The sequence below is a fragment of the Pseudomonas sp. GW456-E7 genome (genome assembly GCF_059424105.1).
In genome coordinates this window covers 15,392-28,468 of record NZ_JBWKZB010000064.1, presented here as the reverse complement: position 1 = coordinate 28,468, position 13,077 = coordinate 15,392, and the positions used below count along the sequence as shown (strand labels likewise).

Sequence of the window (13,077 nt, the reverse complement as noted above, 5' to 3'; positions counted from 1 at the left end):
GATCAAAAGATCGCAGCCTGCGGCAGCTCCTACAGGGGGGGCAGGGGGATGGGTGATCGTACAACCGCGTTGCGCTATGATGCGCTTTCAGCCGCCGAACTTTTCGAGACCGATGTACACCATGGAAAACCCGATCGACACACCACGCCTCCCACGCAAGCGCCGCAGCCTCGCTCAGGAACTGGTGACGGTGCTGTCCGAGCAGATCCGCGACGGTCATCTCAAGCGTGGCGACAAGTTGCCCACCGAGTCGGCCATCATGGATGCCCATGGTGTCAGCCGCACGGTGGTGCGCGAAGCGATATCCCGTCTGCAGGCGGCCGGCCAGGTGGAAACCCGCCATGGCATCGGCACCTTCGTGCTCGACACGCCGAGCCCGAGTGGCTTTCGTATCGACCCGGCGACCGTGGTGACCTTGCGCGATGTGCTGGCGATCCTGGAACTGCGCATCAGCCTGGAAGTGGAGTCCGCCGGCCTGGCGGCGCAACGTCGCAGTCCGGAACAACTGGCCAACATGCGCGCCGCCCTCGATGCGTTGAATGAAAGCGCCGCCCACGCCAGTGACGCCGTGGCTTCGGACTTCGCCTTTCACCTCGAAATCGCGCTGTCCACAGGCAACCGTTATTTCACCGACATCATGACCCACCTGGGCACCAGCATTATCCCGCGCACACGGTTGAATTCCGCGCGCCTGGCCCATGACGACCAGCAGCACTACATGGGGCGCCTGAGCCGTGAGCACGAGGAAATCTACGACGCCATCGCCCGTCAGGATTCCGATGCGGCCCGGGCCGCCATGCGTTTGCACCTGACCAACAGTCGTGAGCGGTTGCGTCATGCCCATGAAGAGGCTGAGGCGCAGCGGGGCTGAGTGTTCTGATCCAAGGCGGTATTGGCTTACGGCCCCTTCGCGAGCAAGCCCGCTCCCACACTTGATCGGTGTCGTTCACAAATTGTGAGTTCGCAGAAATTCAAATGTGGGAGCGGGCTTGCTCGCGAAGAGGCCGTAAGCCATCCCACAAAACCTACAGTCAGCCTCTATCCCTCACCACAATCTTCCGACAACGTATCTCCTGAGCACCTGTTTTTCGAGGTGTGATCATCCCTGTTCCCTTCAGCGTAAGCCCTTTAAAACAAGGGTTTTGCATTTTCGTGTCGAACAATTTCCACCCCCAGCGATGAAATGCAGTTGACGGTTGTATTTTAAGTTGTACGATGACCTACAACTTCAGCGCAGGCTGAACGGTTTTCTCACACAACGTCGCTATCCAGGGTGTTCGAATAATGAATCCACAAGAACTGAAGTCCATCCTCTCTTCCGGTCTGCTGTCTTTCCCGGTCACCGATTTCAATGCTCAGGGCGACTTCAATCGCGCGGGTTATATCAAGCGTCTCGAATGGCTGGCCCCATACGGCGCCTCGGCGTTGTTCGCCGCGGGCGGCACCGGTGAGTTCTTCTCTCTGGCGGCCAGCGAATATTCGGAAATCATCAAGACGGCGGTCGACACTTGCGCCACCAGCGTGCCAATCCTGGCCGGCGTGGGCGGTTCGACCCGCCAGGCCATCGAATACGCACAGGAAGCCGAGCGTCTGGGCGCGAAGGGCCTGTTGCTGCTGCCGCACTACCTGACCGAAGCCAGCCAGGACGGCGTTGCCGCCCACGTTGAAGCCGTGTGCAAATCGGTCAAGATCGGCGTGGTGGTCTACAACCGTAACGTCTGCCGCCTGACCGCGCCGCTGCTGGAACGCCTGGCCGAGCGCTGCCCGAACCTGATCGGCTACAAGGATGGCTTGGGTGACATCGAGTTGATGGTGTCGATCCGTCGCCGCCTCGGTGATCGCTTCAGCTACCTGGGTGGCTTGCCGACCGCCGAAGTCTACGCCGCGGCCTACAAGGCGCTGGGCGTGCCGGTCTACTCCTCGGCGGTGTTCAACTTCATCCCGAAAACCGCGATGGACTTCTACCACGCGATCGCTCGCGAAGATCACGCCACCGTCGGCAAGATCATCGACGACTTCTTCCTGCCGTACCTGGACATCCGTAACCGCAAGGCCGGTTATGCCGTGAGCATCGTCAAGGCCGGGGCAAAAATTGCCGGCTACGACGCCGGTCCCGTGCGTGCACCGCTGACCGATCTGACCGGCGAAGAGTACGAAATGCTCGCCGCGCTGATCGACAAGCAGGGCGCGCAGTAACACTCGATAAACCAGGGCCGCTGAGCAATCGGCGGCTTTTTGCGTGAGGAGAACATCTCGTGGCAGATGCAAAGCGTTTCGATAACTACATCAACGGCGAGTGGGTTTCCGGCGGCGATTACTCGACCAACATCAACCCGTCCGAACTGACCGATGCCATCGGCGATTACGCCAAGGCTGACCTGGCCCAGGTCAACGCAGCCATCGACGCCGCCCGTGCCGCGTTCCCGGCGTGGTCCACTTCCGGCATCCAGGCGCGCCACGATTCCCTGGATAAAGTCGGCACTGAAATCCTCGCCCGTCGCGAAGAACTCGGCACCCTGCTGGCCCGGGAAGAGGGCAAGACCCTGCCCGAAGCCATCGGTGAAGTGACCCGCGCCGGCAACATCTTCAAGTTCTTCGCCGGTGAATGCCTGCGTCTGTCCGGCGACTACCTGCCGTCCGTACGTCCGGGCGTCAACGTTGAAGTCACTCGCGAAGCCTTGGGCGTGGTCGGTCTGATCACCCCGTGGAACTTCCCGATCGCGATCCCTTCGTGGAAAATCGCCCCGGCCCTGGCCTACGGCAACTGCGTCGTGCTCAAGCCGGCGGACCTGGTGCCGGGTTGCGCCTGGGCCCTGGCGGAAATCATCTCCCGCGCCGGTTTCCCGGCCGGCGTGTTCAACCTGGTGATGGGCAGCGGTCGCGTAGTCGGCGAAGCGCTGGTCAACAGCCCGAAAGTCGATGGCATCAGCTTCACCGGATCGGTGGGTGTTGGTCGTCAGATCGCCGTCAACTGTGTATCGCGCCAGGCCAAGGTGCAGCTGGAAATGGGCGGCAAGAACCCGCAGATCATTCTCGACGATGCCGACCTCAAGCAAGCGGTCGAGCTGTCGGTACAGAGCGCGTTCTACTCCACCGGCCAGCGTTGCACCGCATCCAGCCGCTTCATCGTCACCGCCGGGATTCACGACAAGTTCGTCGAAGCCATGGCCGAGCGCATGAAGTCGATCAAGGTCGGCCATGCGTTGAAGGCTGGCACCGATATCGGTCCGGTGGTCTCGCAAGCGCAGCTTGAACAGGACATGAAGTACATCGACATCGGCCAGTCCGAAGGTGCACGTCTGGTCAGCGGCGGTGGTCTGGTGACCTGCGACACCGAGGGCTACTTCCTCGCGCCGACCCTGTTTGCCGACAGCGAAGCGTCGATGCGCATCAGCCGAGAAGAGATCTTCGGCCCGGTGGCCAACATCGTCCGCGTCGCCGATTACGAAGCTGCGCTGGCCATGGCCAACGACACCGAGTTCGGGCTGTCGGCGGGGATTGCCACCACCTCGCTGAAATACGCCAACCACTTCAAGCGCCACTCCCAGGCCGGGATGGTGATGGTCAACCTGCCGACCGCCGGTGTGGATTACCACGTTCCGTTCGGTGGACGTAAAGGTTCATCCTATGGATCACGTGAGCAAGGTCGCTATGCGCAAGAGTTCTACACAGTCGTGAAAACCTCTTACATCGGTTCGTAACACGCAACACCGCTGTATCCGGTGCCACCCCGGTGGCACCGATACCGCAAACCCATGTAGGAGCTGCCGCAGGCTGCGACCTTTTGATCTTGATTTTCGGTGCCTTTGATGGCGCTAAAGATCAAAAGATCGCAGCCTGCGGCAGCTCCTACAGGACACAAGATTCACCCGCGCATAAAAATAATCAGTGGGAGTACATCTACATGCAATCGACCAAGCCGACTCACGTCCGCTATTTGATCTTGCTCATGCTGTTTCTGGTGACCACGATCAACTACGCCGACCGCGCGACCATCGCCATCGCCGGCTCGAGCCTGCAAAAAGACCTCGGCATCGACGCGGTCACCCTCGGTTATATCTTCTCCGCATTCGGTTGGGCCTACGTGGCCGGGCAAATCCCCGGCGGCTGGCTGCTGGACCGTTTCGGTTCGAAAAAAATCTATGCACTGAGCATCTTCACCTGGTCGCTGTTCACCGTCCTGCAGGGTTATGTCGGCGAGTTCGGTATGTCCACGGCGGTGGTTGCGCTGTTCATGCTGCGCTTTCTGGTCGGCCTGGCCGAAGCGCCATCCTTCCCCGGCAACGCACGCATCGTGGCGGCCTGGTTTCCGACCGCTGAACGCGGCACCGCTTCGGCGATCTTCAACTCGGCGCAATACTTTGCCACCGTGTTGTTCGCACCGCTGATGGGCTGGATCGTCTACAGCTTCGGCTGGCAGCACGTGTTCATCGTCATGGGCGTGATCGGCATCATCTTCTCCGGGATCTGGCTGAAAGTGATCTACAGCCCGCGCCAGCATCCGATGATCAATGACGCCGAGTTCAAGCACATCGCCGACAACGGCGGCATGGTCGACATGGACCAGGACAAGGGCAAAGGCAAAAAGACCGACGGCCCGAAGTGGGACTACATCCGTCAACTGCTGACCAACCGCATGATGCTCGGCGTGTACCTGGGCCAGTACTGCATCAACGGCATTACTTACTTCTTCCTGACCTGGTTCCCGGTGTACCTGGTGCAGGAGCGTGGCATGACCATCCTCAAGGCCGGTTTCATTGCTTCGTTGCCAGCGATCTGCGGGTTTATCGGTGGTGTGCTCGGCGGGGTGATTTCCGATTACCTGCTGCGCAAAGGTCACTCGCTGACGTTTGCCCGCAAGGCGCCGATCATTGCTGGCCTGCTGGTTTCCAGCAGCATCGTGGCGTGCAATTACGTGGACGTAGAATGGATGGTCGTCGGCTTCATGGCCCTGGCGTTCTTCGGTAAAGGCGTTGGCGCACTGGGCTGGGCCGTGGTGTCCGATACTTCGCCCAAGCAGATCGCCGGTCTGAGCGGTGGCCTGTTCAACACCTTCGGTAACCTGGCTTCGATCACCACCCCGATCGTTATCGGCTACATCATCAGCTCCACCGGTTCGTTCAAGTGGGCGCTGGTGTTCGTCGGTTGCAACGCGCTGGTCGCGGTGTTCAGCTACCTGGTGATCGTAGGCCCGATCAAGCGTGTGGTGCTCAAAGAGCCACCCGCGAATGGTACTGAAGCCCCTGGCAAATTGTCTCAAGCGCATTCCTGAGGAGCGGCGTCATGCAGTTGATTGAACATTCCGACTCGCCGCGCTACATCCGCCTGCACGAGCGGGATAACGTAGTGATCGTGGTCAACGATCAGGGCGTACCGGCCGGTACCGAATTTGCGGACGGCCTGGTCACCGTGGACTTCGTGCCACAGAGCCACAAGGTCACCCTGGAAGACATTCCCGAGGGCGGCCAGGTGATTCGTTACGGTCAGGTCATTGGCTACGCCTTGCAGCCGATTCCCCGCGGCAGTTGGGTCAAGGAAGATCAACTGCGCATGCCGACCGCGCCACCGCTGGACAGCCTGCCGCTGTCCACCGACGTGCCCGCGGCGCAAGCACCGCTGGAAGGTTTCACCTTCGAGGGTTATCGCAACGCCGACGGCACCGTCGGCACGCGCAACATTCTCGGCATCACCACCACGGTGCAATGTGTGACCGGCGTGCTCGATCATGCGGTCAAGCGCATCAAGACCGAGTTGCTGCCCAAGTACCCGCACGTCGATGACGTGGTGGCGCTGACCCACAGCTACGGCTGTGGCGTGGCGATCACCGCCACCGACGCGTACATCCCGATTCGCACAGTGCGCAACCTGGCACGCAACCCGAACCTGGGCGGCGAAGCGCTGGTGATCAGCCTGGGCTGCGAGAAATTGCAGGCCGGGCAGGTGATGCACGAGAACGACAGTTCGGTGGATTTGAGCGAGCCATGGCTGTACCGCTTGCAGGACGCCAGCCACGGCTTCACCGAGATGATCGAGCAGATCATGGCGCTGGCCGAAACCCGATTGAAGAAGCTCGATCAACGTCGCCGGGAAACCGTGCCGGCGTCCGAGCTGATTCTCGGCATGCAGTGTGGCGGCAGTGATGCGTTCTCCGGCATCACCGCCAACCCGGCGCTCGGTTACGCCTCGGACCTGTTGTTGCGGGCCGGTGCGACGGTGATGTTTTCCGAAGTCACCGAAGTGCGCGATGCCATTTACCTGCTGACCTCCCGTGCGGAAAACCAGGACGTCGCCCAGGAACTGGTGCGGGAGATGGACTGGTACGACCGTTACCTGGCCAAGGGCGAAGCGGACCGCAGCGCCAACACCACGCCGGGCAACAAGAAGGGCGGGCTGTCGAACATTGTCGAGAAGTCCCTGGGCTCGATCGTCAAGTCCGGCAGCAGCGCGATCAACGGCGTGCTTGGCCCTGGCGAGCGTTTCAAGCGTAAAGGCCTGATCTTCTGCGCGACCCCGGCCAGCGATTTTGTCTGCGGGACGCTGCAACTGGCGGCGGGGATGAACCTGCACGTGTTCACCACCGGTCGTGGCACGCCATACGGGCTGGCCATGGCACCGGTGGTGAAGGTGTCGACCCGGACTGAACTGGCTCAGCGCTGGCCGGACCTGATCGACATCGACGCCGGGCGCATTGCCACCGGTCGCGCATCGATCGAGGAGCTGGGCTGGGAGCTGTTCCACTACTATCTGGACGTGGCCAGCGGCAAGAAGCAGACCTGGGCGGAGCAGCACAAGCTGCATAACGACATCACCCTGTTCAACCCGGCGCCGATCACCTGAGACCGCGTTATCGTTCTTCGCGAGCAAGCCCGCTCCCACAAGGATTGCGCTGAACCTGTGGGAGCGGGCTTGCTCGCGAAGGCGGTCGACCAGACACCGAAGGCCTTGGTGGCTTATCATTAGCCCCCTAACGACGCCCACCCCAAGGTCCTCTCCGGCATGCTGGCAATTTTCCTCGAAACCCTGAACATCACCGCGCCGGTATTCGCCATGCTGTTTCTGGGTGTGCTGCTCAAGCGCATCGACTGGATCAACGACAACTTCATCCACACGGCATCAGCCCTGGTGTTCAACGTCACCATGCCGGCGCTGCTGTTTCTGGGCATCCTGCATGCCGACCTGCACGCGGCGTTGCAGCCGGCGTTGCTGATCTATTTCTCCCTCGCGACCCTGGTGGGCTTTGCCATCGCCTGGGGCTGGGCGATCTGGAAGTGTCCGCGGGAAGATCGGGGGATCTACACCCAGGGCGCCTTTCGCGGTAACAACGGGGTGATCGGCCTGGCGCTGGCGGCCAGCATGTACGGCGACTACGGGATTTCCCTCGGGGCGATCCTCGCGGCGCTGGTGATCCTGTTTTACAACACCCTCTCGACCATTGTGCTGGCGGTATACAGCCCAGTGATCAAATCCGATCCGTGGAGCATCTGCAAAAGCGTGTTCAGCAATCCGCTGATCATCAGCGTGATGGCGGCGGCGCCCTTCGCCTATTTCAAGATCGGCTTGCCGGGGTGGCTGGAGACCTCCGGCCAGTACCTGGCGCAAACCACCTTGCCACTGGCGCTGATCTGCATCGGTGGCACCTTGTCCATGGCGGCGCTGCGCAAAAGCGGCAACATGGCGCTGAGTTCAAGCCTGGTGAAGATGATCGGCTTGCCGGTACTGGCGACGCTGGGCGCGTGGTTGTGGGGCTTTCGCGGCGCGGAATTGGGGATTCTGTTTCTGTACTTCGGCAGCCCGACCGCCGCTGCCAGTTTTGTGATGGCGCGGGCGGCCGAGGGCAATCATGAACTGGCGGCGGCGATTATCGTGATCACCACGCTGATGGCGGCGGTCACCACCAACGTCGGGATCTTTTTGTTGCAGTGGGGTGGGTGGATCTAGCCCTGACCAGCTTCGGCAATGGTTCTGCACGCAGGCTCGATGACTGGAGGTGCCTGGGTGGGATAATCCGTGGGTATCACCTGCACGGGTGTGGTCGCGACAAAGCCATCGGCAAAGGTTGCTTCGATAAACGTCGCTTTCCACCCGGTTTCCGGTTTGTCGATGAATACTCGCGTATTGAGCAGCCCCGTCAGTCTGACGTCCTCGGGTTCGTAACGGACGCCGCAGGGATATCGAAAATCCCGGGCAATCGGGTTTACCGCGGTCCATTGAACCACCCGCACCGGTGATTCAGAAAAGTGCAGCCCAAGTGATTGTGGGGCCAGATCCGGACCCGGCCGCACTGAAATGGTTGGCAGAGGTTTGTCCTGTTGCCAACGATTGATGGCCGGAATCAGCGAGTTCTCGACGAATTGGTTGATACCGTAGTGGCTGGCATTGGGTGCCACTCGCAGGGCTTTGGGGCCGGGTAGCTGATCGTAAAAAAACCTGGAGTTATCTGGCAGGAAGAAATCGTCGCTGCTGGCGTTGACGATGTATTTCGGTATCGCCAAACGTTCGGCATAGCCCGTATTCAGGTATTTCAGCGGATCTTCGATTTTCATTAATCGGGCGAAGTTTTCAGTCTTGATCTGTTGGGTGATGCCCTCGTGATGGTAGTCAAAGAACGCCAGTGGCCAGTTCTTGCCATAGCTTTGATAGGTATGCTCAAGCACGTTATCCATGCCCAGCACGTCGATGACAAATGGCACGATGGCTTTGACCCGGTCATCGGCAATGGCTGCCAGCCAGGTGGTCCAGCCACGTTTTGAGGCGCCGCTGGCAATGAAATGCTCTATCCCCCAGGGGCGCAGCTCCTTTTGCGCGAGGTCCATGGCCTTGACCATCGACACCACCATCGGCAGGCGCACCGACATGTACGGGCGCTGGTGCGGGTCTTCGAGAAAGAGTTTCCAGCTATGGGCGACGCTGGCATCTTCCGTGCGTGCTATGCCGTCATCGGCATAGGTCAGGTACTGGTTCGGGACGTTGCTGACTGAAATGACAATCGTGCGTGTGCTACGCGCCACTTCAAGGGCCATGGCTTCGGTAAAGTCCGTCGGTTCGTCGACGTTGTCCGGCCCGGCGTTGGGGGTTCCGTTGTTGGCCACCAGCAGCGACTGGCCGTGCAGGGCATTGTCCGGGATGTAGATGTCCACAGTGTGTTTCCACTGGATGGGGCTTACCAGTCCTTGTGGCGACCATTGCTGGGAGGACAGGTCGAAACTGCGCTTCTCCACACCGGGATATGGCGTGTTGCCTTTGACGGAGTAAACCAGTGGGTTGGCGTCTTCGGCTTTTTTGTAGCAAGCAAGTACTTCGCTGAAGTCCTGGTTGCTGGCGTCGAAACACGCTTGGGTTGAGGCCTGTATCGAACTGCTGACGAGCAGGCTGGATAACATCAATTTTGACAATGCGAACCTGGCGTTCAATCCCATGGGAACCTTCCTTGTGATGCGGGGAAAGGTCCTGATCCTGAGTACAGCGAAGCTGCACCGACTGTTCCCCGTCGGTTTTTTTTTGTCGGCGCAGTGTGTCGAAAAGAGGCGTGGGGGAACAGGTTTGGCAGGGGGGCTTTTATTATCGAAATATGTGGTTGAACCATTCAACCACAAGCGTTGCCGAGTGGGGTGATCACTCCGGCTTGTGATAGCTGTCGATCACTTCCTGCGCCGCGCGAAACGCATCGATCGCCGCCGGCACACCGGCATACACCGCGCAATGCAGCAACGCCTCGCGAATTTCCTCCACGGTGCAGCCGTTGTTCAAGGCCCCACGCACGTGACCTTTCAATTCCTGCGGGCACTTGAGCGCGGTCAGGGCGGCGAGGGTGATCAGGCTGCGGGTTTTCAGCGGCAGGCCTTCGCGATTCCACACGCCGCCCCAGGCGTGTTCATTGACAAAGTCCTGCAGCGGTTGGGTGAACTCGGTGGCGTTGCCCAGTGCGCGGTCGACGAAGGCGTCGCCCATTACTTGGCGACGAACTTCAACGCCGGTTTTTTTATTCTCGGTCATGGGACTTCCTTCTTATGGTGTTGGCGATGCCAGGCGCGTAGCGACGTGAACAGCAAAAACGCCACCAGCGCCGGCAGGACGAAAAACAGCATCAGGTGTTCCAGCTTGCCGGCCAGTGGCATGCCGGTGGTGAACGACACCACGTGCAGCCCATACGCCAGGTACAAACCCAGAAACAGCAGGCCTTCAGCGCGGGTCACCCGGTAGCCGGAGTAGAACACCGGCAGGCACAGCGCCGCGACGCCGAGCATCACCGGCAGGTCGAAATCCAGGGCATTGGGCGACACCGACAGCGGCGACGGCGCCACCAGTGCGGTAAAGCCGAGCACGCCCAGGAGGTTGAACAGGTTGCTGCCAATCACGTTGCCCACGGCGATATCGCGTTCGCCGCGCATTGCCGCGATCAACGAAGTGGCGAGCTCAGGCAGTGAGGTGCTGACGGCGACGATGGTCAGGCCGATGATCCGCTCCGACAAACCAAGATCGGTGGCGACCGCAACCGCGGCGCCCAGCAGCAAGTGCCCGGCGTACACCAGCATCGCCAGCCCGGCGACGATCATCAGCAGGCTGATCAGCCATGGCGCTTGGGCATGATGGTCATGGCTCGATACCGGGCGTGCAGAGTGTCGTGACTGGCGTAGCAGCAACCCCAGGTAAATCGCCAGTGCCGTCAGCAGCATCACGCCGTCGACACGGGTCAGTTCTTCATTCCAGGCGAGTACGAACACCAGCAGGCTGGCACCGATCATCAGTGGAATATCCAGGCGCACCAGTTGCCGGGAAACCCGCAAAGGAATGATCAGGGCGGACAGCCCGAGGGTGACGAGGATGTTGAAAATGCTGCTGCCGATCACGCTGCCGACGGCGATGTCGGCATTGTGCGCCAGGGTCGCCTGCAGGCTGACCGCCATTTGCGGTGCACTGCTGCCGAGGGCGACGATGGTCAGGCCGATGATCAGCGGGCGTATGTGCAGCCGCGCGGCAATGCGTACAGCGGCGCGCACCATCAATTCTGCGCCGACAATCAGCAGGAGCAATCCGCTGAGCAATTCGATCACGCTGATCAGGGGTAAATCGGCTAGTCCGAAAATGGTCGGGGCTCCATCGGTCAGTCGTCGAGGGCTTGCACGCGAACCCGCGCGGTGCCGCTGCGCAGCATGCCCAGGCGCTCGGCGGCTTCCTTGGACAGGTCGATCAGGCGGCCCCGGGTGTGCGGCCCGCGATCATTGATGCGCACCACGCAGGACTTGTCGTTATTCAGATTGGTGACCTTCACCCGTGTACCGAAGGGTAGCTGGCGATGGGCGGCGGTCATGGAATTCATGTTGAAACGCTCGCCGCTGGCGGTGCGTTTGCCTTGGTGTTTGGAGCCGTAGTACGACGCCACGCCGGTTTTGTCGTAGCCGTGCGGGTCGACGGTGTCGGTGCTGGCGCAACCGGCCAGGAGCGAGAGGAGGGCGCAGGCGCTGAACAGACGCTTCATTTGGGCGTTCCAAAAAACAAATGTGGGAGCGGGCTTGCTCGCGAATGCATTCTGACAGTCAACATTGAATTGAGTGCCAAACCGCATTCGCGAGCAAGCCCGCTCCCACAGGGAAAGGAGCCAGATTTTAGGGCTGGCTCCATCCTCATCAGCCTTCGAGCTTGCTTTTGAGCAATTCGTTCACTTGCTGCGGGTTGGCCTTGCCTTTGGAAGCTTTCATGGCCTGACCGACGAAGAAGCCGAACATCTTGCCGCGCTTGGCTTCGTCTGCCGCGCGGTATTGTTCGACCTGCTCGGCGTTGGCCGCGAGCATTTCGTCCAGCACCGCCGAGATCGCGCCAGTGTCGGTCACTTGCTTGAGGCCGCGCTTGTCGATGATCTCGTCCGCGCTGCCTTCGCCGTTCGCCATCGCTTCGAACACCACCTTGGCGATTTTGCCGGAGATGGTGTTGTCCTTGATGCGCAGCAGCATGCCGCCCAGAAGCTCGGCGGAAACCGGCGACTGTTCGATGTCCAGGCCTTGCTTGTTGAGCAGGCTGCCCAACTCGACCATCACCCAGTTCGCCGCCAGCTTGGCGTCGCCGCCGATGCTTGCGACTTTTTCGAAGTAATCGGCTTGCTCGCGGCTGGTGGCCAGGACGCTGGCGTCGTAGACCGACAGACCGAACTGCGCCTGGAAACGCTCGCGCTTCTGCGGCGGCAATTCCGGCAGGGTGGCGCGCACGTCGTCGAGGAAGGTGTTTTCGATCACGACTGGCAGCAGGTCCGGATCAGGGAAGTAACGGTAGTCGTTGGCTTCCTCTTTGCTGCGCATCGGACGGGTTTCGTCCTTGTTCGGATCGTACAGACGGGTCTGCTGGATCACTTTGCCGCCGTCTTCGATCAGCTCGATCTGACGCTGGATTTCGCTGTTGATCGCTTTTTCGATGAAGCGGAACGAGTTGACGTTCTTGATCTCGCAGCGAGTACCGAACTCGACCTGGCCTTTCGGACGGATCGATACGTTGCAGTCGCAACGCAGCGAGCCTTCGGCCATGTTGCCGTCGCAGATGCCCAGGTAGCGCACCAGCGCGTGGATCGCCTTGACGTAAGCCACGGCTTCCTTGGCGCTGCGCATGTCCGGCTCGGAAACGATTTCCAGCAGCGGCGTACCGGCACGGTTCAGGTCGATGCCGCTGGCGCCACTGAATTCTTCGTGCAGGCTCTTGCCGGCGTCTTCCTCAAGGTGCGCGCGGGTGATGCCGACGCGTTTGACCGTGCCGTCTTCCAGGGCGATGTCCAGGTGGCCCTTGCCGACGATCGGCAATTCCATCTGGCTGATCTGGTAGCCCTTGGGCAGGTCCGGGTAGAAGTAGTTTTTACGGGCGAACACGTTGTGCTGGCCGATCTCGGCGTCAATCGCCAGACCGAACATCACCGCCATGCGCACCGCTTCCTGGTTCAGCACCGGCAGCACGCCGGGCATGCCCAGGTCTACCAGGCTGGCCTGGGTGTTCGGCTCGGAGCCGAACGTGGTGGAACTACCGGAAAAGATTTTCGACCGGGTGGTGAGCTGGGTGTGAATCTCCAGCCCGATCACGACTTCCCATTGCATGTGTGTC

General features: G+C 60.7%; 11 protein-coding genes. 6 read left to right on the top strand and 5 right to left on the bottom strand.

Annotated elements, in window-relative coordinates:
* Positions 1-121 precede the first annotated feature (121 nt).
* The 6 genes from AC07YV_RS27290 (at position 122) to AC07YV_RS27265 (ending at position 7,938) form a co-directional block, all read left to right on the top strand.
* Positions 122-871 carry a FadR/GntR family transcriptional regulator gene (locus AC07YV_RS27290; RefSeq protein ID WP_015093478.1) on the top strand — a complete coding sequence of 250 codons (750 nt, stop codon included), beginning with the start codon at positions 122-124 and terminating at the stop codon, positions 869-871.
* A 413-nt stretch (positions 872-1,284) separates the two neighbouring features.
* On the top strand, positions 1,285-2,196 hold the full coding sequence (gene kdgD, locus AC07YV_RS27285; RefSeq protein ID WP_102702311.1) for a 5-dehydro-4-deoxyglucarate dehydratase: 912 nt from the start codon (positions 1,285-1,287) through the stop codon (positions 2,194-2,196).
* A 59-nt stretch (positions 2,197-2,255) separates the two neighbouring features.
* Positions 2,256-3,701: an aldehyde dehydrogenase family protein gene (locus AC07YV_RS27280; protein ID WP_102702310.1), complete on the top strand. Its 1,446-nt coding sequence runs from the start codon at positions 2,256-2,258 to the stop codon at positions 3,699-3,701.
* 32 nt (positions 3,702-3,733) lie between these two features.
* Entirely contained in the window at positions 3,734-5,272 is a 1,539-nt protein-coding gene (locus AC07YV_RS27275; RefSeq protein ID WP_494990372.1) for an MFS transporter, read from the top strand.
* Between the two features lie 11 nt (positions 5,273-5,283).
* Positions 5,284-6,837: a galactarate dehydratase gene (garD, locus tag AC07YV_RS27270; protein ID WP_102702309.1), complete on the top strand. Its 1,554-nt coding sequence runs from the start codon at positions 5,284-5,286 to the stop codon at positions 6,835-6,837.
* Positions 6,838-6,996: 159 nt separating this feature from the next.
* Entirely contained in the window at positions 6,997-7,938 is a 942-nt protein-coding gene (locus AC07YV_RS27265; RefSeq protein WP_102702308.1) for an AEC family transporter, read from the top strand.
* Here the strand turns inward: AC07YV_RS27265 and AC07YV_RS27260 are convergent.
* From AC07YV_RS27260 to gatB, 5 genes are all read right to left on the bottom strand, one after another.
* Positions 7,935-9,380 (bottom strand): PhoPQ-activated pathogenicity-related family protein, encoded by a 1,446-nt coding sequence (locus AC07YV_RS27260; RefSeq protein WP_494990371.1) that lies wholly within the window; start codon positions 9,378-9,380, stop codon positions 7,935-7,937. The two genes, AC07YV_RS27265 and AC07YV_RS27260, sit on opposite strands and share 4 nt — an antisense overlap.
* Before the next feature lie 232 nt (positions 9,381-9,612).
* On the bottom strand, positions 9,613-9,993 hold the full coding sequence (locus AC07YV_RS27255) for a carboxymuconolactone decarboxylase family protein (RefSeq protein ID WP_102702306.1): 381 nt from the start codon (positions 9,991-9,993) through the stop codon (positions 9,613-9,615).
* Positions 9,990-11,051 carry a calcium/sodium antiporter gene (locus AC07YV_RS27250; RefSeq protein WP_102702305.1) on the bottom strand — a complete coding sequence of 354 codons (1,062 nt, stop codon included), beginning with the start codon at positions 11,049-11,051 and terminating at the stop codon, positions 9,990-9,992. Before AC07YV_RS27250 ends, AC07YV_RS27255 begins: the two co-directional genes overlap by 4 nt.
* Before the next feature lie 50 nt (positions 11,052-11,101).
* Positions 11,102-11,476, bottom strand: coding sequence for a septal ring lytic transglycosylase RlpA family protein (locus tag AC07YV_RS27245; protein WP_102702304.1), 375 nt, complete (start codon positions 11,474-11,476; stop codon positions 11,102-11,104).
* Positions 11,477-11,624: 148 nt separating this feature from the next.
* On the bottom strand, positions 11,625-13,070 hold the full coding sequence (gene gatB / locus AC07YV_RS27240; protein ID WP_102702303.1) for an Asp-tRNA(Asn)/Glu-tRNA(Gln) amidotransferase subunit GatB: 1,446 nt from the start codon (positions 13,068-13,070) through the stop codon (positions 11,625-11,627).
* Positions 13,071-13,077 lie beyond the last annotated feature (7 nt).

Coding starts and splice junctions, on each gene's coding strand:
- AC07YV_RS27290 (WP_015093478.1), top strand. CDS start 122: ATGGAAAACCCGATCGACACACCACGCCTCCCACGCAAGCGCCGCAGC.
- kdgD (WP_102702311.1), top strand. CDS start 1,285: ATGAATCCACAAGAACTGAAGTCCATCCTCTCTTCCGGTCTGCTGTCT.
- garD (WP_102702309.1), top strand. CDS start 5,284: ATGCAGTTGATTGAACATTCCGACTCGCCGCGCTACATCCGCCTGCAC.
- AC07YV_RS27265 (WP_102702308.1), top strand. CDS start 6,997: ATGCTGGCAATTTTCCTCGAAACCCTGAACATCACCGCGCCGGTATTC.
- AC07YV_RS27260 (WP_494990371.1), bottom strand. CDS start 9,380: ATGTTATCCAGCCTGCTCGTCAGCAGTTCGATACAGGCCTCAACCCAA.
- AC07YV_RS27255 (WP_102702306.1), bottom strand. CDS start 9,993: ATGACCGAGAATAAAAAAACCGGCGTTGAAGTTCGTCGCCAAGTAATG.
- AC07YV_RS27245 (WP_102702304.1), bottom strand. CDS start 11,476: ATGAAGCGTCTGTTCAGCGCCTGCGCCCTCCTCTCGCTCCTGGCCGGT.
- gatB (WP_102702303.1), bottom strand. CDS start 13,070: ATGCAATGGGAAGTCGTGATCGGGCTGGAGATTCACACCCAGCTCACC.